This window comes from Tenuifilum thalassicum (assembly GCF_013265555.1).
In the GTDB taxonomy this organism is placed as follows: domain Bacteria; phylum Bacteroidota; class Bacteroidia; order Bacteroidales; family Tenuifilaceae; genus Tenuifilum; species Tenuifilum thalassicum.
In genome coordinates, this window is sequence record NZ_CP041345.1 from 885942 (window position 1) to 912306 (window position 26365).

17 protein-coding genes, 1 tRNA gene and 3 rRNA genes are annotated in these 26365 nt (G+C 40.7%); 13 read left to right on the forward strand and 8 right to left on the reverse strand.

Annotated elements, in window-relative coordinates; genetic code table 11:
* Positions 1 to 159 precede the first annotated feature (159 nt).
* The 11 genes from FHG85_RS03660 (at position 160) to FHG85_RS03710 (ending at position 13029) form a co-directional block, all read left to right on the forward strand.
* Entirely contained in the window at positions 160 to 1620 is a 1461-nt protein-coding gene (locus FHG85_RS03660) for an aminoacyl-histidine dipeptidase (RefSeq protein WP_173073093.1), read from the forward strand.
* Positions 1621 to 1721: 101 nt separating this feature from the next.
* A complete protein-coding gene (locus tag FHG85_RS03665) occupies positions 1722 to 2714 on the forward strand; it encodes a fatty acid desaturase (protein ID WP_173073095.1) in 993 nt (330 codons plus the stop codon).
* Between the two features lie 453 nt (positions 2715 to 3167).
* Positions 3168 to 4697: ribosomal RNA gene (locus tag FHG85_RS03670) — 16S ribosomal RNA — on the forward strand.
* An 88-nt stretch (positions 4698 to 4785) separates the two neighbouring features.
* A tRNA-Ala gene (locus FHG85_RS03675) sits at positions 4786 to 4859 on the forward strand.
* Positions 4860 to 5018: 159 nt separating this feature from the next.
* Positions 5019 to 7859, forward strand: a 23S ribosomal RNA gene (locus FHG85_RS03680).
* Between the two features lie 77 nt (positions 7860 to 7936).
* A 5S ribosomal RNA gene (gene rrf, locus FHG85_RS03685) occupies positions 7937 to 8046 on the forward strand.
* Together the 16S, 23S and 5S rRNA genes with 1 tRNA gene alongside form the textbook arrangement of a ribosomal RNA operon.
* A gap of 91 nt (positions 8047 to 8137) precedes the next feature.
* Entirely contained in the window at positions 8138 to 9283 is a 1146-nt protein-coding gene (locus FHG85_RS03690) for a T9SS type A sorting domain-containing protein (protein ID WP_173073097.1), read from the forward strand.
* A 64-nt stretch (positions 9284 to 9347) separates the two neighbouring features.
* The gene (locus FHG85_RS03695) at positions 9348 to 10259 is read left to right on the forward strand and encodes a proline dehydrogenase family protein (RefSeq protein WP_173073099.1); all 912 of its coding nucleotides are present in this window, start codon (positions 9348 to 9350) and stop codon (positions 10257 to 10259) included.
* A 185-nt stretch (positions 10260 to 10444) separates the two neighbouring features.
* On the forward strand, positions 10445 to 11725 hold the full coding sequence (gene glyA / locus FHG85_RS03700) for a serine hydroxymethyltransferase (protein WP_173073101.1): 1281 nt from the start codon (positions 10445 to 10447) through the stop codon (positions 11723 to 11725).
* Positions 11726 to 11799: 74 nt separating this feature from the next.
* The gene (locus tag FHG85_RS03705; RefSeq protein ID WP_173073103.1) at positions 11800 to 12279 is read left to right on the forward strand and encodes a hypothetical protein; all 480 of its coding nucleotides are present in this window, start codon (positions 11800 to 11802) and stop codon (positions 12277 to 12279) included.
* Positions 12280 to 13029 carry a sulfite exporter TauE/SafE family protein gene (locus FHG85_RS03710; protein WP_173073105.1) on the forward strand — a complete coding sequence of 250 codons (750 nt, stop codon included), beginning with the start codon at positions 12280 to 12282 and terminating at the stop codon, positions 13027 to 13029.
* On the opposite strand, the gene FHG85_RS03715 is transcribed toward FHG85_RS03710, so the two are convergent.
* The 4 genes from FHG85_RS03715 to FHG85_RS03730 form a co-directional block, all read right to left on the reverse strand.
* The gene (locus tag FHG85_RS03715; protein ID WP_173073107.1) at positions 13030 to 13851 is read right to left on the reverse strand and encodes an energy transducer TonB family protein; all 822 of its coding nucleotides are present in this window, start codon (positions 13849 to 13851) and stop codon (positions 13030 to 13032) included. It lies immediately after the preceding gene.
* Positions 13852 to 13855: 4 nt separating this feature from the next.
* Positions 13856 to 14257: an ExbD/TolR family protein gene (locus FHG85_RS03720; protein WP_173073109.1), complete on the reverse strand. Its 402-nt coding sequence runs from the start codon at positions 14255 to 14257 to the stop codon at positions 13856 to 13858.
* Between the two features lie 12 nt (positions 14258 to 14269).
* Positions 14270 to 14962 carry a MotA/TolQ/ExbB proton channel family protein gene (locus FHG85_RS03725; RefSeq protein WP_394366219.1) on the reverse strand — a complete coding sequence of 231 codons (693 nt, stop codon included), beginning with the start codon at positions 14960 to 14962 and terminating at the stop codon, positions 14270 to 14272.
* Between the two features lie 77 nt (positions 14963 to 15039).
* Positions 15040 to 19545 (reverse strand): translocation/assembly module TamB domain-containing protein, encoded by a 4506-nt coding sequence (locus FHG85_RS03730; protein ID WP_173073111.1) that lies wholly within the window; start codon positions 19543 to 19545, stop codon positions 15040 to 15042.
* Between the two features lie 143 nt (positions 19546 to 19688).
* On the opposite strand from FHG85_RS03730, the gene tsaD reads away from it, so the two are divergent.
* On the forward strand, positions 19689 to 20705 hold the full coding sequence (gene tsaD, locus FHG85_RS03735; protein WP_173073113.1) for a tRNA (adenosine(37)-N6)-threonylcarbamoyltransferase complex transferase subunit TsaD: 1017 nt from the start codon (positions 19689 to 19691) through the stop codon (positions 20703 to 20705).
* On the opposite strand, the gene FHG85_RS03740 is transcribed toward tsaD, so the two are convergent.
* The gene (locus FHG85_RS03740; RefSeq protein ID WP_173073115.1) at positions 20702 to 23032 is read right to left on the reverse strand and encodes an ABC transporter substrate-binding protein; all 2331 of its coding nucleotides are present in this window, start codon (positions 23030 to 23032) and stop codon (positions 20702 to 20704) included. The genes tsaD and FHG85_RS03740 overlap by 4 nt on opposite strands.
* Positions 23033 to 23146: 114 nt before the next feature.
* Here FHG85_RS03740 and yaaA point away from each other — a divergent pair, with 114 nt between their 5' ends.
* Positions 23147 to 23914 carry a peroxide stress protein YaaA gene (gene yaaA / locus FHG85_RS03745; protein ID WP_173073117.1) on the forward strand — a complete coding sequence of 256 codons (768 nt, stop codon included), beginning with the start codon at positions 23147 to 23149 and terminating at the stop codon, positions 23912 to 23914.
* On the opposite strand, the gene FHG85_RS03750 is transcribed toward yaaA, so the two are convergent.
* Genes FHG85_RS03750 through FHG85_RS03760 form a run of 3 tightly spaced genes read right to left on the reverse strand, consistent with a single transcriptional unit; the run spans position 23911 to position 26309 of the window.
* Entirely contained in the window at positions 23911 to 25098 is a 1188-nt protein-coding gene (locus FHG85_RS03750; protein WP_173073119.1) for a class I SAM-dependent rRNA methyltransferase, read from the reverse strand. The genes yaaA and FHG85_RS03750 overlap by 4 nt on opposite strands.
* 6 nt (positions 25099 to 25104) lie before the next feature.
* Positions 25105 to 25689, reverse strand: coding sequence for a 3'-5' exonuclease (locus FHG85_RS03755; RefSeq protein ID WP_173073121.1), 585 nt, complete (start codon positions 25687 to 25689; stop codon positions 25105 to 25107).
* The gene (locus tag FHG85_RS03760) at positions 25689 to 26309 is read right to left on the reverse strand and encodes a DUF5063 domain-containing protein (protein WP_173073123.1); all 621 of its coding nucleotides are present in this window, start codon (positions 26307 to 26309) and stop codon (positions 25689 to 25691) included. Before FHG85_RS03760 ends, FHG85_RS03755 begins: the two co-directional genes overlap by 1 nt.
* Positions 26310 to 26365: the final 56 nt, after the last annotated feature.

Sequence of the window (26365 nt, forward strand, 5' to 3'; positions counted from 1 at the left end):
AAGTTCAAATTTAAATCATTTCCCATGCTACGAAAAATTTATCACCTTGTTACATCGCGTCTAGCTTTTATTAGATGTTTTAAAGCATTAACGCTTCAGATTAATGTGCGTTAAATTTTATATCTTTAGGGCAATTATAAACTAATAAACTTTAAAGGTATGAACAAGGAAATATTTAAGCTTGAACCTCAAGCTTTATGGAAACATTTTTATAGTTTGACACAAATTCCACGACCATCAAAAAAAGAGAAAGCTGTAATTGATTTCGTGGTGGATTTTGGCAAGAAATTAGGCCTTGAGACAATTGTCGACGAGGTTGGTAACGTAATTATAAGGAAGCCTGCTACTCCAGGAATGGAAAATAGGAAGGGAGTTGTCCTACAAGGCCATCTAGATATGGTTCCACAGAAAAACAGCGATAAGGTTCACGATTTTGAAAAAGATCCCATTGAGGCTTATGTTGATGGCGAATGGGTTACAGCCAATGGAACTACACTTGGTGCCGATAATGGAATCGGCGTTGCTGCAGCAATGGCTGTTCTTGAGGCTACCGATTTACAACATGGCCCTATTGAAGCCCTGTTTACAATTGATGAAGAAACTGGAATGACTGGCGCTTTCGGTTTAAAACCTGGTTTACTTCAAGGCGATATTCTTATCAACATGGATTCAGAAGATGAGGGTGAGCTATATGTTGGTTGCGCTGGTGGCTTAGATGCTAATATTGAATTCGAGGTGAAGCATGATAAAATGCCTAGCGGTTTTACATCATATAAACTGGCTGTCACTGGTTTGAAAGGTGGACACTCTGGCATGGATATTAGCCTAGGTCGTGCTAACTCTATTAAGCTACTTTTCCGTTTCCTATATAATGCCGAGAAGGATTTTGGTGTGAAAGTAGCATCAATTGACGGAGGAAGTCTTCGAAATGCAATACCTAGGGAAGCTTTTGCTGTTGTGGCTGTTCCATCTGAAAAAGCCGCTGAATTTGAAAAGGCTGTGAGTGAATTTGAGAAGATATTCAAAGCCGAGTTTGCTTTAACAGAACCAACTCTTGCGTTTAATGTTGAAAAGGCGGATAGCCCCGAGATGATTTTTGATTCCGAATCCCAATCAAAAATAGTAAGAGCATTCTTCGGCTGTCCTAATGGTGTGGTTAGAATGAGCGATGCAATGCCTGGCTTAGTTGAAACTTCAACCAACCTTGCTCGCGTTTATTCTGAGGGTGACAAAGTTTATGGGCAATGTCTTTTAAGGAGTTCTGTAGATTCAGCTAAAGATGCTTTAGCTCAAAAAATAGCTGCAATTTTTGAACTTGCTGGAGCCAAAATTGATTTTGACGGCGGTTATCCAGGTTGGAAACCAAATCCCGATTCAGTTATATTAAAGGTGATGCAGAATGTTTATAATGATATGTATGGCAAAATCCCTGAGATCAAAGCCATACATGCTGGCCTTGAGTGTGGATTGCTTGGTGGTGTTTATCCAAATTGGGATATGATTTCATTTGGTCCTACTATTAGGTTCCCTCATTCACCAGATGAGAAAGTGCATATTGAATCGGTTAAAAAATTCTGGGATTTCTTAGTTGAAACTTTAAAGAATATTCCTGAAAAATAAAGATGTTATTATCGTTTTTAAGGGGGCTTTTAGCCCCTTTTTTTGAATGAATTGCTCTTTTTTTGATTTGATGTTATATTTGTGTATTAAAAGTAGATATTATGCAAAATTGGGTTGATGTTGTCTCAAAATACAATTATCCCGATCATTCCAAAAGTTGGTGGCAGGTGGTGAATTCTGTTATTCCATACTTGGCTTTATGGGGAGCAATGTACCATTCTTTAAAAATTTCTTACTTGTTAACACTTGCTCTTGCCCTTTTAGCCGCTGGATTTTTGGTACGTATATTTATTATTTTTCACGATTGCGGTCATGGTTCTTTTTTTAAAGACGATAAGTTAAATAGGCTTGTTGGAATCCCTTTAGGACTTCTTGTTTTCACCCCTTATCATCGCTGGCATCGTGATCACTTAATCCATCACCAAACTGTTGGTAATTTGGATAAACGAGGCTTTGGTGATGTTGAAACTCTTACAGTTGACGAATACCTTAATCTCTCCAAATGGGGTAAATTAAAGTATCGAATATATAGACACCCTTTATTCCTTTTTGGACTCGCACCTATCCTGCTGTTTCTTATTCAGCATCGAATTCCAAAGTCATATATGAACTTTAAACAGCACGTTTATTTACAGCTATCAAACATTGCAATTATTGGTATTATTGTCCTTTTGATGTGGTTGATTGGTTGGCGAGAATTTATTCTAATTCAACTACCTGTAATTTATTTCGCTTCTATTGCAGGCGTTTGGCTCTTTTATGTTCAACATCAGTTTGAAAGGGTTATTTGGAAGCGAAGTAAAGACTGGAACTATCAAGAAGTGGCACTTAACGGGTCGTCTTTTTTAAAATTACCTAAAGTTCTACAGTGGTTTAGTGGCAATATAGGTTACCATCACATTCATCATCTGAGTCCTCGAATCCCTAATTACAAGCTACAAAAATGTCATGAGGAGAACGAGCTATTTTCTAACATCAAACCTCTCTCCTTGAAAGAAATTCTTCGTGCTTTCAACTTAAGACTTTGGGATGAGCAAAATAGTAAACTTATTTCTTTTGATGAGCTAAAAAACTCCGAAACAAAAACTTCTTAAATCTCCTAAAGTTTTTCTACCTGACTAGCAGGCCGATAGGGTTCATTTTGAAAAAAAGTGTAATTTTTTTTGCACAATGGCTTGCGTAATTAAAAACGATGCCCTACTTTTGCACCCGCTTTCGGAAGGGAAGCGCCGCGAGGAGGGGGGGAAGTGAGAGAGGAGACAGGATTTTGGGGCAGAAAAAAATTTTGAAAACCCCTTGCGCGGAACGAAAAAAGTATTTACCTTTGCAGCCCGTTTCGGTTAGAGGCGGGGATGTACTGAGAGAGGTAATCCGGACCAGCCCGGAGGGGCGGGTCAGCAAGATAGGATTGAGGGAGTTCTTTGACGCGATGGTACCGAATTAGGAAGTAAGCAGCAAGATAAAGAAGTAAGTCAGCCTGAGAGTGACCCCCGTGGCGAAGAGCCGCGGACGGGGTGGACAGGAAATAAAAAAGGACAGCTTTCTGTACAGCGGAGAGTTTGATCCTGGCTCAGGATGAACGCTAGCGGCAGGCCTAACACATGCAAGTCGAGGGGTAACGGGCGGAAAGCTTGCTTTCCGTGCCGACGACCGGCGTACGGGTGCGTAACGCGTATGCAACCTGCCCCGCACCGGGGGATAGCCCGCCGAAAGGCGGATTAATACCCCATGGTCCCTGGGGGCCGCATGGTTCCCGGGGTAAAGCTCCGGTGGTGCGGGATGGGCATGCGTGCCATTAGTTGGCTGGTGCGGTAACGGCGCACCAGGGCTACGATGGCTAGGGGGTCTGAGAGGATGGTCCCCCACACTGGTACTGAGACACGGACCAGACTCCTACGGGAGGCAGCAGTGAGGAATATTGGTCAATGGGCGGAAGCCTGAACCAGCCATGCCGCGTGCGGGAAGACGGCCCTACGGGTTGTAAACCGCTTTTCCCCGGGAAGAATAACCCCGACGCGTCGGGGGATGCCGGTACCGGGGGAATAAGGATCGGCTAACTCCGTGCCAGCAGCCGCGGTAATACGGAGGATCCGAGCGTTATCCGGATTTACTGGGTTTAAAGGGTGCGTAGGCGGCCCATCAAGTCAGCGGTGAAATGTGGCGGCTCAACCGTTTCGCTGCCGCTGATACTGCTGGGCTTGGATTCGGTCGAGGCGGGTGGAATTCGTGGTGTAGCGGTGAAATGCATAGATATCACGAGGAACGCCGATAGCGAAGGCAGCTCGCCGGGCCGCGATCGACGCTGAGGCACGAAAGCGTGGGGATCAAACAGGATTAGATACCCTGGTAGTCCACGCCGTAAACGATGATGGCTGGGTGTTCGTCCGCAAGGGCGAGTGCCTGAGGGAAACCATTAAGCCATCCACCTGGGGAGTACGGCCGCAAGGCTGAAACTCAAAGGAATTGACGGGGGCCCGCACAAGCGGAGGAACATGTGGTTTAATTCGATGATACGCGAGGAACCTTACCTGGGCTCGAACGCGGGGGGGATGTGCCGGAAACGGTACAGCCAGCAATGGCCGCCCGCGAGGTGCTGCATGGTTGTCGTCAGCTCGTGCCGTGAGGTGTCGGGTTAAGTCCCATAACGAGCGCAACCCCTACCGCCAGTTGCCAGCGGGTGAAGCCGGGGACTCTGGCGGGACTGCCGGCGTAAGCCGAGAGGAAGGCGGGGATGACGTCAAATCAGCACGGCCCTTACGTCCAGGGCTACACACGTGTTACAATGGCCGGTACAGAGGGATGCGACCCCGCGAGGGGGAGCGGATCCCGAAAGCCGGTCGTAGTTCGGATCGGAGTCTGGAACCCGACTCCGTGAAGCCGGATTCGCTAGTAATCGCGCATCAGCCATGGCGCGGTGAATACGTTCCCGGGCCTTGTACACACCGCCCGTCAAGCCATGGGAGCCGGGGGTACCTGAAGTGCGTGACCGCGAGGAGCGCCCTAGGGTAAGACCGGTGACTGGGGCTAAGTCGTAACAAGGTAGCCGTACCGGAAGGTGCGGCTGGAATACCTCCTTTCTGGGGCCTGCGTTCGCGGGCCGCGGGGGAAGATGGCTGATGGAGTTACTTGCTACAGAAAACTTTTCGGTACTAAAGCGTTAATTTTGGGGAATTAGCTCAGTTGGCTAGAGCGCCTGCTTTGCAAGCAGGAGGTCATCGGTTCGATTCCGATATTCTCCACGTGTGTGTAAATGCACAAAGCGTTCTTTGACGTGGTGGTGGTGAGAAACAGAAATTAGAATAGAGAAAGAAGCGAAAGAGGCAGGCACGCGCGAGCGTGCGGGCCCCGAGCGAGATAGAGATTTGAAGGCGCGATACCGGGGTGTCCGGTACCGTGCCGGGGAAGTGGATAAGGGCGCACGGGGGATGCCTAGGCTTCCGGAGGCGATGAAGGACGTGACAAGCTGCGATAAGCCGCGGGGAGGTGCAAGTAACCGGTGATCCGTGGATTTCCGAATGGGGCAACCCGGCACGCTGGAGGCGTGCCATCCGGCGCAAGCCGGAGGCGAACCCGCTGAACTGAAACATCTAAGTAGGCGGAGGAGGAGAAAACAACAGTGATTCCCCGAGTAGTGGCGAGCGAAAGGGGATTAGCCCAAACCGAGGCGGTTCAGGCCGTCTCGGGGTAGTAGGGCCGCCCATCAGGGATTGAGGCGCGAAGCGGAACGGTCTGGAAAGGCCGGCCGTAGCGGGTGACAGCCCCGTACGCGTAAGCGGCTCAGTTCCGGGCGGTACCCTGAGTAGGGCGGGGCACGAGGAACCCTGTCCGAATCAGCCGGGACCATCCGGCAAGGCTAAATACTCCCGGAAGACCGATAGCGAACCAGTACCGTGAGGGAAAGGTGAAAAGCACCGCGAGCAGCGGGGTGAAAAAGAGCCTGAAACCGTGCGCCTACAAGCGGTCGGAGTCCGGCATAAGCCGGATGACGGCGTGCCTTTTGCATAATGAGCCTACGAGTTGCCGTGGCCGGCGAGGTTAACCCCTGGTAAGGGGGGTAGCCGAAGCGAAGGCGAGTCCTAACAGGGCGTTTAGTCGGTTGTGGCAGACGCGAAACCTTGCGATCTACCCATGGCCAGGCTGAAGTGGCGGTAACACGCCATGGAGGGCCGAACCGGTAAGCGTTGAAAAGCTTTCGGATGAGCTGTGGGTAGGGGTGAAAGGCCAATCAAGCTGGGAAATAGCTCGTACTCCCCGAAATGCCTTTTGGGGCAGCCTCGGGATACGCGCGCGGAGGTAGAGCTACCGATTGGGTGCGAGGGCTTCACCGCCTATCAAGCCCAGACGAACTCCGAATGCCGCGCCGCGGTTTCCCGGGAGTGAGCCGCGGGGTGCTAAGGTCCCGCGACGAGAGGGAAAGAACCCGGACCGGCAGCTAAGGTCCCCAAGCGTACGCTAAGTCGAGCAAACGAGGTGCGGCTGCAGTGACAGCTAGGATGTTGGCTTGGAAGCAGCCATTCATTCAAAGAGTGCGTAACAGCTCACTAGTCGAGCGGCCGTGCGTGGATGATAAGCGGGCGTCAAGCGTACCACCGAAGCTCCGGATGCGTGGTAATCACGCGTGGTAGGGGAGCATTCCATGTGCGGCGAAGCCGGGCCGCGAGGTTTGGTGGAGCGCATGGAAAAGCAAATGTAGGCATGAGTAACGACAATGCGGGCGAGAAACCCGCACACCGTAAGGCCCAGGGTTCCTGATCAACGCTAATCGGATCAGGGTTAGCCGGGACCTAAGGCGAACCCGAAGGGGGAAGCCGATGGGTATCGGGTTAATAATCCCGAGCTGGCGTGGGGTGCGATCCGGGGACGGATCGGCGCGGCGCGCACGTACCGACGGACATGGTGCGTTGAGCCTAGCCCACGGGCGAAGCGAGCGCGTGAGGCCGGTCCCGAGAAAAGCCGGTAAGCTACAGCCCCACGGCACCCGTACCGTAAACCGACACAGGTGGCCGGGGAGAGTATCCCAAGGTGCTCGAGTGAATCATGGCCAAGGAACTCGGCAAACTGACCCTGTAACTTCGGGAGAAAGGGTCCCCCGGCGTGAAGCCGGGGGCGCAGAGAAGTGGCCCAGGCGACTGTTTACCAAAAACACATGGCTCTGCCAAACCGCAAGGTGACGTATAGGGCCTGACACCTGCCCGGTGCCGGAAGGTTAAGGGGGGGGGTTATCCGGCTAGCCCGGAGAAGCTCTGAACCGAAGCCCCGGTAAACGGCGGCCGTAACTATAACGGTCCTAAGGTAGCGAAATTCCTTGTCGGGTAAGTTCCGACCTGCACGAATGGTGTAACGATCTGGGCGCTGTCTCGGCCATGAGCTCGGTGAAATTGAAGTCGCGGTGAAGATGCCGCGTACCCGCAACGGGACGGAAAGACCCCGTGAACCTTTACTGCAGCTTAGCGCTGGTACTGGGTGCGTGATGTGTAGGATAGGCCGGAGGCATTGAGCCGGCCCCGCCAGGGGTCGGGGAGCCGCCCTTGAAATACGGCCCTTCGCGTGCCTGGGATCTAATCCGGCAGTAGCCGGAGACACCGCTTGGCGGGTAGTTTGACTGGGGTGGTCGCCTCCAAAAGGGTAACGGAGGCTTCCCAAGGTGCCCTCAGCGCGAATGGTAACCGCGCGGGGAGTGCAATGGCACAAGGGCGCTTGACTGCGAGGCCGACAAGCCGAGCAGGTGCGAAAGCAGGGCATAGTGATCCGGTGGTTCCGCATGGAAGGGCCATCGCTCAAAGGATAAAAGGTACTCCGGGGATAACAGGCTGATCGCCGCCAAGAGCTCACATCGACGCGGCGGTTTGGCACCTCGATGTCGGCTCGTCACATCCTGGGGCTGGAGAAGGTCCCAAGGGTTCGGCTGTTCGCCGATTAAAGTGGCACGCGAGCTGGGTTCAGAACGTCGTGAGACAGTTCGGTCCCTATCTGTTGCGGGCGTAGGAGGCCTGCGGGGCCCTGGCACTAGTACGAGAGGACCGTGCTGGACGTACCGCTGGTGTACCTGTTGTGGCGCCAGCCGCACTGCAGGGTAGCCACGTACGGACGGGATAAGCGCTGAAAGCATCTAAGCGCGAAGCCCCCCCCAAGATGAGGCCTCCCTGAGGGTCGTGGGAGACTACCACGTTGATAGGCTGCAGGTGTAAGGCCGGCGACGGTTTTAGCCGAGCAGTACTAATAGCCCGAGACTTCCCCGGCGCGGTGCGGGTCACCGCGCCGCGCGCTCACCACCGCCACGTTCACGATATCACCCCTGGGATCAGGGGAACAGGTCTTGGGTGGCTACAGCGGCGGGGATCACCCCTTCCCATTCCGAACAGGGCAGTTAAGCCCGCCAGCGCCGATGGTACTGCGTAACAGCGGGAGAGTAGGTCGCCGCCCCCCTTTCGCCACGTCCAGTTTTTGGGCGTGGCTTTTTTATTTATTACCCTAAACTTTATTCCAATTTTATCGTCTAATGGAATAAAGAACAAATATGAATCGATTCTCCCATTATCTTATTTCTGCTCTAACTATTTTAATTTTATCTTCTTGGGGTGGGACTGGTCATTATATAATTAGCTATGGAGCGAGCTTCTCATTTAATGCTGAAATGAGTCAGTTTAGCAATTGGACAAATTATTTAGCTGATCATGCTTCCGATGCAGATTATAGAAAAAATGATGATCCAAATGAAGGCCCTAAGCACTATATAGATATTGACAATTATAATGAGTTTGTTAATGAAGAGCCCTTACCATACACCTTTGTTCAAGCAGTAAATAGGTACGGTTACGATTTTGTTATCAGCAATGGAACATTACCATGGTCAACTAAAAATACTTATGATTCTTTAGTCCTAGCTCTGAAAGATTTGAATATAGAAAAGGCAAAATCATTTGCTGCCGATTTAGGGCATTATGTGGCCGATGGGCATATGCCATTACATCTTACTAAAAATTATAATGGTCAGCTAACTAATAATTATGGAATTCATTCTCGATATGAATCAACCATGATTAATAGCTACGAAAATGAGCTTAAAGACTATCAATCATTTACTATTTCGCACATTGACGATGTTCAAAAGTATGTGTTTGAGTATATCAGTGACAACTATAAGTATGTAGATTCGATACTTATTGCTGATAATTATGCAAGAAGTCTCAATTCTGATTACAATTCATGGGAATACAACAATGCCCTTTGGTTAAAAACTAAAGTATTTACCATGATTCTTTTTGCAAATGCTTCTAAACGATTTGCTGAACTAATTTATAGTGCATGGATTGATGCTGGTCGCCCATCGTTTACGAATACTGGTGTTTATGACTATGAGCCAATAAGTTTTAGTGTATATCCTAACCCAACTACAGGAATCTACAATATCAACATATATTCTAAAATCAATGATTTAATCTCTGTAAGAGTGTTTGACTTATCAGGGAAGATTGTTTCTGAAAAGAGGATTAAATGTTATCCTAATCAATTTATTAATTATTCAGATGATTTGAGATACAGTAATGGGGGTTATATAGTAAACTTTTCAGGAAAAGATTTTTCCAAAAACACAAAAATTATTTTAATGAAAAAACTGATAGAAATCAGTAATTTGTGTAACAAATTTCAGATATTTTTGTGAAAATTCTATATGGTCAATTTATATTGATTAGAATTCTTAATGTCAAACCTAAAAAAGTAAAAATATGTTTAACAAAATGATTGCTGGAATCCTACCTTATTTTCCAAAAAAATTGGTATGGATCTTTTCAAAGCGTTATATAGCAGGCGAAACAATTGAGGATGCTATTCGAGTTTCAAAAGAGCTAAATGCACAAGGCATTAAAGTTACCATTGATATCCTAGGTGAGTTTATTAAAGATTTAAGTGAAGCGGAGCGTAACAAAGTTGAATATTTGGAATTAATTGATACTATTCAAAAAGAAAATATAGATGGTAATTACTCGTTAAAACCTACTTCATTTGGCTTGTTAATAGATAAGGAAGTTAGTTATAATCATATTCGAGAGATTGTTGCCAAAGCTGCATCGTATGGAAATTTCATTCGTGTGGATATGGAAGACTCGCCCTGCACAGATATGGAGATTGAACTTTTCCGTAGGTTAAAGGCAGAATTTCCCGATAATGTTGGGCTAGTTTTTCAAGCATACCTTAAAAGGACTTTATCAGATTTACAAAACCTTATGGATATTCACTCAGATGAACATCCAAATAATTATAGGCTTTGTAAAGGAATTTATGTTGAGCCCGCCGAAATTGCGTATAAAAAGTACGAAGAGATAAACCAACACTTTCTTGAAGATTTAGAATTCCTTTTAAAGAATGGAAACTATGTTGGTATTGCTACTCATGATAAACCAATTATAGAGGGAGCATACAAACTAATAGAAAAGTACAATGTACCTAAAGATAAGTATGAGTTCCAAATGTTATATGGTGTTACTCCCGAATTAAGAAAATCAATTATAGAGAAAGGGCATACAATGAGGGTATATGTTCCTTTTGGAAAGGAATGGTTTGGCTACTCAACTCGCAGGCTTAAAGAGAACCCTAAAATGGCTAGCCATATTATTAAGGCGCTATTTTATAGAGGATAAGCATCTTGTCAGATATATTCCGAACTTAATAAATGGTGAATGTTTCAGAATGTCAGGCTAATAAATAGTATTGATTGTATAGATTATTACTTGTTGTGCTTAACATTCTTTATAACATGTTGTTTTAGCTTTTAGATTCCTTTTTTTAGTGGTAATTTTACATCCATAACTTTAAAAGTGTAACAATGAAACGCGATACTCAAATTTTTGAATTAATTGAAAAGGAGCGCCAGCGCCAGATGCATGGCATTGAGCTTATTGCTTCTGAAAATTTTGTGAGCCCACAAGTTCTTGAAGCCATGGGGTCAGTAATGACAAATAAGTATGCTGAGGGGTATCCTGGTGCACGATATTATGGTGGTTGTGAGGTAGTTGACCAGTCGGAGCAACTAGCAATTGATAGGCTAAAACAGCTTTTTGGTGCTGAGTATGCTAATGTTCAACCCCATTCAGGTGCTCAAGCAAATATGGCCGTGTTTATGGCAGTGTTAAAACCTGGGGATACTTTTCTTGGCTTAGATTTATCACATGGTGGTCATCTATCACATGGATCGCCCGTTAACTTTTCTGGTATGTGGTATAAGGCTGTTTCGTACGGCGTTAAAGAAGATACCGGAATGGTTGATTATGATATGATGGAGCGCATGGCAATTGAGCATAAACCTAAACTTATAGTAGGTGGCGCATCGGCGTATTCTCGCGAATGGGATTATAAAAGAATGCGTGAAATTGCCGATAAAGTTGGTGCATTCCTAATGATTGATATGGCTCATCCTGCAGGATTAATTGCAGCTGGCTTGCTTGATAATCCTGTGAAATATGCACACTTTGTAACTTCTACCACTCATAAAACGCTTCGTGGTCCTCGTGGTGGTATCATATTAATGGGTAAAGATTTTGAGAATCCTTGGGGGTTAACAACACCTAAAGGAAAGGTTAAAATGATGTCTCAAATCTTAAATTCTAGTGTTTTCCCAGGAGTTCAAGGTGGTCCGCTAGAGCACGTAATTGCTGCAAAAGCCGTTGCTTTTGGCGAAGCACTTCAACCAGAGTTTAAAGAGTATCAAACCCAAGTAAAAAAGAATGCTGCTGCCATGGCACAAGCATTTATCGATAAGGGTTATAAGGTAATTTCTGGAGGAACAGACAATCACTCAATGCTTATCGATTTACGCTCTAAGTTCCCTGAAATAACTGGGAAAAAGGTAGAGAACACCCTTGTACTAGCCGATATCACTATTAATAAGAATATGGTTCCTTTTGATAGCCGCTCTCCTTTCCAAACCTCTGGTATTAGAGTAGGAACACCTGCTATTACCACTCGTGGCTTAAAAGAGCAGCACATGCCTATTATTGTTGATTTAATTGATCGCGTTATCTCTAACATTGATGATGAAAAGGTAATTGCTGAGGTTAAAGCCGAGGTTAATAAGCTGATGAAAGATTTACCTCTATTTGCTTGGTAGATCATTTTTCATAATATTTGACCCCAATAGTATTTTTACTGTTGGGGTTTTTTATTTAAATTGCATTAAAAAATATGGAAACCTTTAGTATAGAATTAAATGAGATTAGCCACAAGAGATCAAAGTTGATTCGACTGTGGATAGTTGGAGCAGTTATACTAATTGCTTCTATTTTCCTATCTTTCCTACTTATTGGGGATGATTTTAAAAAATTGGCAGTTGTTTTGCCTCTTCTTATTCAAGTTTCAATATATATCTACTTTGCATATGTAACATATAATGCAAGGATTTTTATTCAGTCCGATAGCTATGCCCTTGAGTATAAGTTTGGATTAGTATCTAAAATGCCTAAATCTATCATTTGGGAAACCGTTAAAAAAATTAAGTTTGGTCCAACTTATATTTCTTTCAATAAAAAATCAGGTAAGAAAGTAACAATTAGTTTAGGTTGGTTACCCTATGCTAAATTAAAGGAAATTAAAGAGAAAGTTTATCAGGTGGCTCAGAGCAAGAGCATACCTTGTGAATGGGCAGAATTTAAAAAGTATTCTTAAATGGATTTTTGGTTGTACCCCATAGTTGCCTTAGTTGGAGCAATTGCGGGTTTTATTAATACTCTTGCAGGTAGCGGTTCATTACTTACTCTTCCTGTACTTATTTTTTTAGGATTGCCAGCTAATGTGGCAAATGGAACAAATAGGGTAGGTATATTTATGCAGAGCATTGCTGCAGTTGGAGGTTTTAAGAAAAAAAAGGTATTTGAATGGAATGAAGGTATTTGGCTAACTATTCCTGCAGCAATAGGTGCTTTAGTTGGATCAATGGTGGCTGTAGACATTGATGAGCAACTGATGAATAAAATTATTGGGGCTCTTTTAGTTTTCATGTTCATTTTACTTCTTGTAAAACCAGAGCGATGGCTTAAGCAGCAAACCGAGAAATTGAATACAAAACTTACTCCGCTTCGTTTTATAATTTTCCTAGCAATTGGATTCTATGGAGGCTTTATCCAAGCAGGAGTAGGCTATTTTTTGCTTTCGGGATTAGTACTTGGTGTAGGAGTAGATCTTGTAAAAGCTAATGCCTTAAAAGTGCTTATAACCTTTGTTTTCACCATACTCGCTTTAGGGGTTTTTATATACAATAGTCAGGTTGATTACGTTTTAGGAATAACTATGGGATTAGGAAATATGGTTGGTGCTTGGATTGCTACTCATGTTGCAGTAAAAAAAGGAGCAGTATTTATTCGTTGGTTTTTATTGGGTTGCGTTCTGGTCTTCGCCTTTAAACTTTTGCTTTTTTAGCTATTGTAGTTTGAAAATATAGGTTATTGTTCCAATTTGCGAGGCTGGTGCATTCGGAGCAACATCAAATCGTGCATTTAATGCTGCTTTTTCTGCAGCTCTAAGCAGCTGGTTATCTAACGTGGTAGAACCTTTTACACCTGCAACTGCCTTAACAACTCTACCCTGGTTATCTACGGTTACTTCTACTACTACTTTCCCTGATTTAAGTGAGGGATACTCAGGCTTAGGCAACCTAAGTGCAACCCTACCATTGAGATTAGCAATAATTCCATTATCGGCATTTCCTCCACCCCCATCGGAACCTGTACGGTTGGTAGACTCGGAAGAACCTTCTAAACTCCCTTGATTGCCTTTTACACCCGTTTCTCCTTCGCCAGTATTGCTCCCTGTATTTATTTGTCCAGGGAACAGCGCTTTCTTGTTTATTTTGGGCTGCTTTTCAGTGTTTGTTTCTTCCTTCTTGGTTTCTGATGTGCTATTATTGTTAGTTGTTTCAGTTTTACTTTTTGTGTTCTCTTTTTTGGTCGATTCTTTTTTTACATTAGGCAAGGAAGGGGCTTCTTCATGGGTTTGGGTCATTGGCGATTCATCTTGAGGTCTACTTGACATCTCCTGCTTTGGAGGATTATACGACTCTTGAATTTTGGGTTCTTCAAAACCAGAGCCGTTTTCGGAATTGCCAAAGTTTATCAGTATCCCTTTTTCTGCAGGGAGGGGTAATGGTGTTGAAAAACCAAAAATAAAAAGTAGGAATACAAGTAAAGCATGGAGCAAAATTGTTCCAATTATTCCTTTTATCTTGTATTCAGTATTGGGCATTGTTTTATTTTCTTGATAAGGGTTGGGTTGCCAATATTAGCTTATATTTATTATCCTTGGCAATATTCATCACTTTAACCACATCCTCCATTGGAACTGTCCTGTCAACATGAAGTGCTATGGTAGGTTCATCTTGTCCTTGCATTTTTTGCTGCAAAAGGTATTCCAATTGGCCAAGGGTAACAGGTACAGTTTCTAAATAAAAGTTTCTATCTGCAGTAATAGAAACAGATGTAATAGGTTTTGCTGAGACTTGACTATTGCTCTGTGGCAAAAGTAGTTTTAGAGCATTGGGGTGAATGAGAGTAGATGACACCATGAAAAAGATTAGTAAAAGAAAAACTATATCTGTCATGGATGACATGCTAAAGCTTGCGTCAACTTTTGATCTTCGTTTAAGTGCCATAGCGATAGTGTTTTACGATACTGGTTCGTAGAGTAGATCCATAAATTCGCTGGTATTGGCTTCTAGGTTAAATACAACTTTCTCAATACGAGCTACTAAAAAGTTGTAACCAAAGTATGCGAAAATACCAACAACAAGACCTGCAACAGTTGTGACCATTGCCGTGTAAATTCCATTTGATAGCAAACCAACGTCAATATTATTACCTGCCATCGACATATCGTAGAATGCTCTAATCATACCAATAACAGTACCTAAGAACCCTAGCATAGGGGCACCACCAGCAATTGTAGCAAGGAACGGAAGACTTTCTTCTAGTTTCGAAATTTCAAGATTACCAACATTTTCAATGGCTGCATTTACATCGGGTAGTGGGCGACCGATTCGCTGTATACCTTTTTCAATCATTCTTGCTACTGGTGTGTTTTGCGAGCGGCATAAAGCAAGTGCAGCATCGATTTTATCTTCATGGATATATTCCCTAATCCTATTCATGAAGTTGGAGTCGGTTTTAGATGCTTTTCGAATGGCAAAATAACGTTCAACGAAAATGTATACTGCTGTAACCGATAAAAGAAACAATGGAATCATAATCCAACCGCCCTTTAGGGCTAAGTCAAGAAAACTTAATGTAACTTCGCCTTGCTCCTCAGCAACATCGGTAGTAACCTGTAGTAGAGTAAACATGGTTATCATTGTATTCATAGTTTTATAAAATTTTCCGAAAATTACTAAAAAAACGCAATGTTTAAATGTATATTGTAATTATCGTTCAGGTTGATCTAATTTATTTTTATAAAGCTGCTGTCATTTTTGTTTTTTTTAATAGAATCACTATCGGGTAAAGGTAAGCTATTTTCTAAACTGTCTTTTGAACTTTTATTAAATAGTGATTTGAAAAGTTCGCTAAATGAATTAAAGTCTTCCCGATAAACTATCCCAGCACCGGTGGTATAGTTGTTTTGCTGGGTTGTAGGTAGTATGTCGTTATTATTTCTTGCAAAGGCCTTCCCCCGAAGTTTGCCGCTTTTATTAAGTTTTACGTCAACTGTAAAGTCCCCAACAAAAGTGTTATTGTTGTTTCGGTTTCCTCCAACGTCAACATTGCTGTTTATCGTCACCCTGTCGTCTAGAATTTGTGTTGAGAATGCAAGTTCAAGCTGGTCGGAACTTAGCTCACTCTCTAACCCTGGACGATAGTTTATCCCTATGTCGAAGTTTTTGCTCCATTGCGATAGCCAGTTACTTAGCTGGTTCGATAGCATCTCACTTGCAGTGTTGTATATTCCTGTAGTACCTAAGTTGTTATTGGAACTTGATGTGGATCCGCTTGTTAAGCTTGGGTCGGAAATAAAGCTGTTTATGACAAGTAACCCCAAAAATTGGGTATTTATCTTTTCCTCGGTATTGAGAACACCCTCTGTTAGAAGTCGCGTTTGTTGGTCTAAGTTTGGAAATTCAATTCCAAATTTAATTGATGGAGATAGTAGTTTTTGCGAAAGCATAATTTTGCAATCTACAGGAACCCTTGTGGAATAGCTATCGTCTAAAAGTAGCTGTTTTAGCGATGTTTTTACTCTGTATATTGCATTAATGTCAAGGGTTGCATCTAAAGGGTCTCCATTCCAGTCGATATAGCTACCCTCTGCAATTTTAAAACGTTTGTTGATAACACCAGAAAGTGTAAAGAGATAGTCCCCTTGGCTTATTGTGTAACGGCCAAACATGTTAAAAATATCTTTTGATGGGTTTATCTCCATGCGTAAATTCCCGCTACCACTAGCTTTAATAATATCGCCAAGCTTTTTATCAATAATAATCTGAGCTTCAGCTTCTGGTGTAACTTGTAGTTCAATGGATATGTTAATATTGGCCGATGAGGATGGTTGCGCGATGTTTTCTTCCTCTATAATAATAAGGTCTGGATCGTTATTAACAAACGAGAGAAATTTTGATTCTTCAACAGTGCTTGTGGTTGAAAGTGGTAGGTATATTGCGGTTTTATTCTCAGTTTTAAGGTTGATATTTAAATGTAAATCATCAGGATTACCAATAAAATCAACAAAACCAGACCCAAAAACAGTACCATAAAACGACTCGTTGTCAAATTCTCTAGTATTCATGCAAAGAAAATTACTAAACCCTAATCTGAGTCCTAGATTAAAGTTTTTGAAGAAACTAGTTTTAATACTTCCGTTTAATGTGGCAATTTGACCAAACTGGTCGGATAGTTTGAAGTTCTTAAAAAATAAATCGCTATTGGTTATCTCAACTAAATCATTAATCCGGTAACGAGTATTTAGAAAACCAACAATAGCTTCAGTTTCGTTAAATTTAATTATACCGTCAACAGCTGGTTTGTCTGTGTTTCCATTAATCTTTAGTTTTCCATCAATAGTTCCTTTGATATTTGAAACGTTACCTTCAAGAATGGGTTCAATGAGTTTAAGTTTTGCCTTATTGACGTTTAAATTAAAATCAAGTCTTTTTGATTCTATAAAATAGTCGCCTGCTAGTAAAAAGGTTGATGTGTCATGCCTTTCATTCAAAGCGTAGACAGATATCTTTTTTTCATCGTTGGACCAAGTGCTTCTAAATGTTGCTTTCCCAACCAATGAGTTATTAACTTGAAAATTGTCAATAATAATATCGGTTTCTAATGAAGGGTTTGAAAGTATTGAGGTTGACAGTGCTTCGCCATTAATGATACCCTTTAAGTTATAGCCAAAATCATGTAAGTAAAGGTTAATGAATGAGATATCAATATTTCTAAGAGAGAGTGATAGAGTGTCGGAACTATTTTTTGAAGCCCTACCAGATAAAATAATATGCTGTCGTTTATTTGATATTTTAAAGTTTTGAAAATCTAACTTTGAGGAATCGATCAAAATGGTGGAATGTGCTAAATTCCATGATGTATCATTAATTGTTATTTCCGATGGGTTAAAGGTTACAGAAATAGTTTTAGCAGAATCGGTATAGCTGTTAAAATCGGTTAGTATGTTAATATTTCCTTTAGTTGTTGGTTTAGAGTAATTGTTCCAGCTGATGTTACTACTAATTTTATTGTTTGAAGCAGTAGTGCTTAGCTTGAGGTTTTTAATAAAACCAGAACCAATCTTAATAAGTGGTGTGGAAATGTTTGCTATAAAAATACTATCATGAGTTTCTCCGTTTATGCTAACATCTTTAAGGTAGGTTGTTCCTGAAGATGCCTCCAGTATTTTAACCTTAAAGGTAAGCGTTTCGTCTTTGGGGTTCAAAATACCAAAGAGTGATGAATTTGCTGCTATTTTAAGTTCAGGAGCAATAACTCTTGTTATCTTGTCGGTTTTTTTAAGACGGAATTTTATAAGAAAATCGTTAAATGCTTCATCAAGAAGGAAATCGTTTTGACTATTGTTTGTTGTTTGTTTTTCTTTAAGGGCTGGGATATGTCGCGATAGCACCTTGTTTAAGTAGTATGGGAATCTTGAAAAACTCAGCCTACTTCGAATTTCTCCTTCGGCAATATCCGATTTTAAAGTGATTACTTTACTCTCTTTTGTATTATCGGCATGAATTGTTAAATCTGCAATTTTAAACTCACCTCTATGATTCCTATAGGTTGAGTTAAGGAGTTTTATTTCTCCTTTGCTATTGTCAAGGCTATTCCCGCTGAATTTTGCATTTAGCAGGAAGGAGGCAGTAGACAAAGAATCTGTTTTATTAAAATTAAGTTTTACGAGGTTAATATGCGAAGCAAGTAGAGAAAAGTCAAATATGGGAATACTGTCCGTAAAGTCAACATTTCCTAAAAAATTAATCTTACAGTTTGGATCGTTTAAATTAATTATTCCAGAATAGGATGTTTCGCTAAGGTTTCCCGAAATAGAGATGTCTTTGTATTGATAGCTATTTGCTTCTAGGAGGTTAATTTTAGCATCTGTTTTTGCTTTTAAATGGCCACTCTTGTCAAGGCTACCCAATATCTTAGAGTTAATTGAAATAGAACCGATAAGCGTATCATTTAAAAATTTTCCTAGGTTGAAATTTTTTGTATGAAACTTTCCTTTGAAATCATTTTTATTATCATTTGATGGTTTCATCCATACATCGAAATTTGCTTTACCAAGAGCAGTTGTCAGCTCGCCATAGGTTATAAAATCGCTAAGGTATCCAGAGAACTTTCCTACATATTCAATCTGTCCGAGCCTATCAAACATTTTTGGCAGCGAAATTATTGAAGCATTTTTACTGCTACCTTTTAGGAATTCAATGTCCTGTTTGGATGTTTTAAGTTTTTTTAAATCAATTGAGAAAAGAGTGTTTTCTATGTCGGGCAGCCCAACCAGGTTTGCATTGGCAATTATTTTGGTTTGTGAACCAAAATCTATTTCAAGGTTTCGGGCACGAATGTCGTTGATTCTTCCTTTAAGCTGACCATTAATACTTATTCCGAAAGAATATTTTTTGAAAGTAGGAACTATATAGCTCAATGCTTTGGTGTTAATATAGGTTCCTTCAAGATTTGCGTTAATTTTGACATCAGAGGTAAAATTGCTAAAACTCTTCCAGCTGCTATAATCAAGATAGATCTTGTTAGCAGATATACTTGAGCCATGTGCTCGAAACCTAAGATTATCAAAATGCATAAAAGAGCTACAAAGAGCAAAGCGTGCCCTTAGATTATCAATATTGAATCCAGAGTGATCTAATGCTTTCAGGGTGTTTATTGTAAGACTAATAGTATCGTTATTGATGGTAAAATCCTTTGCCGCCAATTGTAAATTCAACAAATTTAAATTCTGAAAATTGATTGAACCATAACTTATTGAATCAGCGCTTTGTTGCTTAAGTTTAAAGTTCAAGTTATTTAGCAAAATCTTATCTATGGAAAGAGAAAAATTTCCTGATGTAGAATCTTTAGGTTCGCCGCTAACTTTTTGTAACAGCGCTGTTAAATTCATCACTCCAGTAGAATCTGTTTGGAGAAAGAATTTTGAGTTTTCGATGCTTGCTTTTCCAAATTTATATAAACCAAGCTTGCTATTAATTTCAAAGATTGATGCTGAGATTTGATTTGCGAATAGAAGGGTATCGTTGTTTAAATCTGCAACAAATACATCCTTTAGAATAATGCTTTTAATTGGACGGAAATCGATTCTTCTTATTGTTATGTTAATGCCAGTCCTACTGTGAATAAACGTGGTTGTTTTATGAATAAGATAGGTTTGTACCTGAGGGCTTTGAATTAAAAGCCAGGTAAATACAGGAACGGCAAGAAGAGTTATTCCTGCCCAAATCAATATTTTCCTTAGTTTTTTAATACCTTTGTCCTGTTTTATAAAGTGGGTTCAAAATTTGTTCCTAAATTATAGAATTGCTTGGGGTTTTTAAATAGTAATTGAGAGGATTTAACGATTTTTTTGCATTCAACACTTTTTTATTGATGAGCATAACAATTTTAGGGATAGAATCATCGTGTGATGATACTTCGGCAGCAGTTATAAAAGATCAATGGCTTTTGTCGAATGTGATTAGTAGTCAGGATGTTCACAAAAGTTATGGCGGGGTTGTTTCTGAGTTAGCATCTCGGGCGCATCAGGCCAATATTATACCAGTTGTTGAAACTGCGTTAAGCAAAGCAGGTGTATTCATTTCTGATATTGATGCCATTGCTTATACCCGTGGACCAGGTTTGTTAGGTTCGCTTCTTGTAGGGTCATCGTTTGCCAAAGGATTAGCTCTCTCATTAGGAATCCCTATTATTTCAGTAAACCATTTGCAAGGGCATGTCCTTTCCCATTTTGTACTGGAAGACTCTAAAAGTCAGTTGCCTAAGTTGCCATTCATTTGCCTTTTAGTTTCAGGTGGTCATACGCAGATAATTTTGGTACGTAGTCCTCTGGATATGGAGGTGGTTGGTCAAACCATTGATGATGCGGCAGGGGAGGCCTTCGACAAGTGTGCTAAGGTAATAGGTTTACCATACCCTGGTGGTCCTATGATTGATAAGCTAGCTGCTGAAGGAGATCCTAAATTTATCAAATTTTCAAAACCTAAAATCCCTAACCTTAATTTTAGCTTTAGCGGGTTAAAAACTTCGTTTTTATATACCTTACGCGATAAGCAAGAGGAAGATAAAGATTTTATAAATAATCATTTAGCTGACATTTGCGCATCGCTACAAAGTACCATCATTGAAATACTGCTTTCAAAACTAGAAAAGGCTGTACATACCTACAAAGTATATGATGTGGCTATAGCAGGTGGAGTTGCCGCAAATTCGGGTCTTCGAAGCGCACTTTCTGAGTTAGGTAAAAGAAAAGGTTGGAATATTTTTCTTCCGAAAAAACAGTTCACAACCGATAATGCAGCTATGATAGCAATTGCTGGGTACTATAATTTTAAAAATGGGAAAGTATCACCTATTGATGAGCCACCCCTTGCTCGAATGCCTTTTTAGGCTGTAAATTCATCCTTCAGAAGATATTTTCTAAGAATATTGAATAGGTCTATTCGGCTTATAGGTTTGGTGATAAAATCATTGCATCCTGCCTCGATACTCATATTAACCTTAACACCAGAACTATAAGCTGTTTGTGCAATAATGATAACTTGGGTATCCTGCTTTCTTATTTGCCGAGTAATCTCAATACCATCCATGTCTGCTAAACGTAAGTCCATAAGAATCAGATCGATGTTCTGAAATTGCTTATGTTTGTCTAAAGCCTCTTTTCCATTTTTTGCATGGATTATAGTACATCCAGTTTCGCTAAGTAAACGGCTAAGAAGTATGTAGTTCGATTGTATATCTTCTACCACCAGAATAGTTTTCCCGTTTAGTTTTGGGGGATCTTGTTGAATATAAAATGGCGAAGACTTTAATTCTGGTTTTGCTTTTCTGTTTCCAATGGGAGTGTAGGGAATCTCAATGTTAACTGTTGTTCCCGTTCCCTCAGCAGTTTCCAACCATATACGGCCATCCATTAAATCTACTATCCCCTTAACAATTGGGAGGCCCATTTTTATTGAGCCCTCATCTTTTTGTATATTATTAATCTTTAGGCTATCAAAAACATGTTTTGCTTTATCTGGTGACATACCAGTGCCGCTGTCCTGAATCCAGAATAACAAATGGTTTTCCCTATCCGATTTCCTTAGTCCAATTTCGATGTATCCTTGCGAAGTATACTTTACAGAGTTGTTAATAAGTCTTTGAAAGATACCTTTGAAAAGATTTCGATCCGATAAAATGTCAAAATCGATCTCATCATGATCAAGGAATGTTTTAATGGCGATATGTTCTTTGTCCGATATCTTCAGCTCATTTAAAAGCATAATTTGGAACATTCCCATCAACTCGGTTAAATTGATGCGCTGATAAACCAGACGAAACTGGTTTGATTCTAACTTTGATAAATCAATTAGGTTGTCAATTTGATTTTGTAGTGTACGGCAGCTCTTGTTAATTTCTTTTGAGAACTGATATGCTTGAGCAAATTTTATTTTGGGATCATTCAGTAGTTCGCTGTAACCAATAATGTTATTCAATGGGGTTCTAATTTCAAATGATAAGTTTGAAAGTAACGATTCCTTAAATTTTTCAAGCTCTTTGTTTTTTTGAAGAGTTAAATCAAGTTGATTTGTTAGTACATTTAATTCTCTTTTAAACTCATTTATTTGTCTATTTAGCTCATCCTGATTCGCCTTTACTCTCTGGTTCTTTCTGTGGGTTAGATAGTAATGAGTTATTCCAACGATTATTATCAGTAAACCTAAAAGGGTATAGAGTAGCTGGTTTTTGATAAATGCAAAGGGCTGTTTTTTAGGTTTGAAGATAAAATCGTCAAGGGGTTTGGTTTTGTTGATAATTCCAGCCTGGTATAAGGTTTCCATCATTTGAAGCCAGCGACCTTTGTTGGAGTGTCCTATATTTACAAAATTTGGTTGAATAAACTCTTTCACTTTGCGTGCCTCGTATAATAGATGGTCAAGAGTTTTAGCTGTTTTGTATTTTGATTGAATTAATTGCGAGATTTCTTCTGGATGGTTAAGGGCATATTCCCAACCTTTTATTGTGGCTCTGATGAATGCTTCAACTATTTGGTAGTTCTTACGAACGTAATCTTTAGTTGTAAATAGACATTCTGCATAAAAGTCAACGCCATATTTTTTAGGTAAAATAGTATTATATGGTATTCCAAACTTTTCTAAAAAATAGGTTTCGTTGGTAAGGTAAATTTCCGTAGCGTCAATTTGGTTATTTAATAACTTATTAAGCGAGAGTCCTGTTCCTACAACCTTATATTCAGTTGGTTTTAAACCCTCTAAAGAGAGCATGGTAAGAATTTCGATTGAGCCGTTATTTCTAGGATTAATCTCAATGGTCTTACCCATAAGGTCGTGGGGGCTGAGAATGTTTTTACTATCACGTGATACTAGGGCAACAGGGCTTTGTTGGAAAATGGGAGCAAGAACCACAAGTGGTGCACCATTAATGTAGCTAGTAAGAATCTCTGCATTACCTACACCAAATTGTGCATTCCCTGAAAGAACCTCATCAATTACTGAAGATTTTTGCGGCAGCTCTCGTATTTCTACGTCAATACCTTCTTCGGCATAATATCCTTTTTCAATGGCAGCATAATACCCTGCAAATTGAAATTGATGTTTCCATTTAAGTTGTAAAACAACCTTTTCAGGCGAACCAGCTAAACTGTAGGTTGGGAATAGCATCATGCAAAACAACATGAAACTTAAAGCTGCTGTGGCAAATTTATTTTTTTTCATATCTGGCTGAAAAGGTGTGCTTTATCCTCAAGTTTAAACAGAAACTTGTTAATATTGTTTACTAACTTAAAGATACTATAAATTTTAATTCTTTGCATATAAAAAGCTTTTTTTATGAGTAAGCAAACAAACTTTAAAATCATTTTATCACCAGCCAAAAAAATTAACGATAAAGTTGAGTACAATGATTTGGAATACTCTAAACCTGAATTTCTTGAAGGGGCAAGAGATATTGTTAGATATATACAAACACTAAACCAGAATGAGCTTGGCAAGTTGTTGGGAGTTAGTCAAAAACTATTAGAACTGAACTATATGCGTTACGCCATGTGGAATGAGTCCGCTTCAAACTCACATCCTGCAATTTTTGCTTTTGCTGGTGAGGTTTACCGAGGAATTAATGTTGCAGATTTTAGTAAAGAAGAGCTTCGCTTTATAAATGATACTGTTTTTATCCTGTCCGGTTTATATGGCGCCCTAAGACCATTAGATTTAATTCAGCCTTACCGATTGGAAATGGGAACAAAGATTAAATTCAACAGATTTAACTCTTTGTACCAGTATTGGGGTAAAACCATTACAAACTTTATGTTACAACAGGTTGGAAATGGCTATCTTGTAAATTTAGCATCCAATGAATACTCGCGAGTTGTAGATAAAAAAGTTTTTGGCGATAAGGTTATTAATATTGAGTTTAAAGAATATAAACCCAATGGTTTAAAGGTAGTTCCTATTTACTCAAAACGAGCTAGGGGGTTAATGACTCGATTTGTAGCTAAAAATCAATTGACAGATGTAAATCAGCTTAAGTTATTCGATTTGGAGGGGTATTCATATAGCGACACTTTATCTAGTAAAAGTACATGGGTTTTTATTCGTTAAATTATTCTTAGGATTAATCCTTTAAGGTATTCGCCTTCGGGGTGATAGATGTTAACGGGATGATCTGCTGGTTGTGTGAGCTGATGAATTATACTTGCATTCCTTCCAGAAATTGCACATGCAGAAAATACTGCATTTCTAAAATCCGTTTTACTAACAACCTGAGAGCAGGAGAACGTAAATAGAAGCCCTCCTGGTTTAATAAGCCGAATAGCGCTTAAATTTAATCGCTTATACGCTTGCAGAGCATTTCGTAATGCTTTGTTATGTTTTGCAAAAGCTGGTGGGTCAAGAACAATTACATCAAAAGTTTCATTGCACCTTTTTAGATATTCAAAAGCATCAGCAACAACTCCTTCGTGTGGTGCAGATTCTCCAAAATTAACTTTAACATTCTGGGTTGCAAGTTCAATTGCCGAGGCTGAGCTATCAACTGTTACAACTCTTTTAGCACCACCTCGTAAAGCTGCTACTGAAAAACCACCTGTATAGCCAAAGGTGTTAAGTACAGTTTTCCCTTTAGCATATTTTTCTAAAAGGTAACGATTCTCTCTTTGATCGATAAAGAAACCAGTTTTTTGTCCAGTTTCCCAAGAAATTAGATACTCATTGCCATTCTCTATAAACGTCGTTTGAGAGTTTCTCTCATCAATTAGATATTCATCGTTAGGTAAAAGCTCTTCCCTAAGAGGAACGGTCCCTGAACTTTTGTCAAATACGGCTTTAATTGAATTCTGAAAATTTCTTGTTATTGCACTTGCGATTTCTTTTCTTGAATTGTACATGCCTACCGAGTGGCATTGAAGAACTGCAGTATCGCCATAGATATCAACAATTAGTCCAGGTAAGCCGTCACCCTCTCCATGTATTAGTCTGAAAATGTTTGTGTTATTGTTGCCAATCAATCCAATTCGCTTTCTTAAGTCAATAGCATTTTGAATTTTTTTATCCCAAAACTTGCTATCAATATTCTCCTGTTTGAAAGTTAAAATACGAACGGCAATAGACCCAGAAGCGTAATGTCCAGCTGCTAAAAACTCACCATTGGAACTGAATATGTCAACAAGTTGCCCCTCTTTTGGCTCAGGATTAATTGTTCTAATTGCGCCAGAAAATATCCACGGGTGGAAACGGAGCAATGATTTTTCTTTTCCAGCTTTTAGTATTATTCTAGGATTTTCCATTACTTGCTATAGTTGAGGGTTAGCCGTTTTAAGCTTGATGTAGATTTCTCTGCACACCCAAGCGTCGGTAGCTGCATAACTCACTTGCGCATCGGTTAGTATTTCTGCCTCCCAGTTGCTAAGCTGTTGGCGTTTTGAAATTGTGCCTCCTAGTACAATTGCAGATAGCTTCTTGACACTTAGTTCTTCAATCCCAAATGTTGGAGCAATATGTTGTAAGTCGAAAAACCCTTTTGGCTCAAACTTCCTAAATTTTATAATCCCTTTTAAATCGTCATGTATAGCGGCTCCTACTTTTATGATATTGGGATTTTCTAATAAGTCTTTAAGCGAATCGGGAATGCCCGTTTTTTTTAAACGTAATATTGCAGCAAGTTCACCTGTAGCTATCTGCATTATCGACACCCCATTTTGTTTTCCTTTCTTAAAGGAAGGTCTCGATTCAGTATCGAACCCTAAAACTTCTTCCTTACTGAAAATTGGAATAAGGTTTTCGATATCCTCTATGGTGTTTGCAACGATAATCTGACCAGGAAATGTTATTCTGGGCAGGTTTTTTAACTCATCCTTGTCAATATTCGGTTTAAACATTAAATAAGCTCGTTTTGATCGAAATCTTGTTGGCGTTTGGTGATAAACCAGTCCGATGTGTCCCTTTCCTGATTCTCTTCATCAGGGTGCTCAATCTTATCCAGATCAATGTTGTTATGAGCAAGAATGTGGAAGGCTCTTATTAGGTTTGCTAACCTAATTCCCCAATAATCTTTAAAATTAGAGATGCACTCCCAAAGAGCATCGTTCATTACATACTCATTTCCCTCGTGGTAACGAAGTACAAAGTTCTTTAGATCTTGATAAATGTCTGCAAGATATTCAGCTATACTAGCTGTGAAATATCCTGTAAGCTCATCGATACGTGGGTCATTAACCTCAACGTAATGGTTGTGTTGACCCAGAATAAACTCTACTTTATTTTCAATTGAGGAGTAATCAGCTTCAGTTACAAAACTTTCTGTATCTTCATCGTATAGTGGTTCTGTTTCAGGTAGTAGTGTGGCTTTGTAGTATAGTAATGGGAGTACTTTGTTGCATGCTCCAACAAATGATTTAGCAGTGTGATTCTCGCAACTTTCAAGGAAAGCACAAAATTCTTTTGCAACTGTAACGAATTCTACAACATTTCGATTGTAAACCAGGCTTTTAACGTCCATTATCGTGAATTTTTGATGTGCAAAGTTAGTTTAATTAATCAAAAACTGGTAGTTGC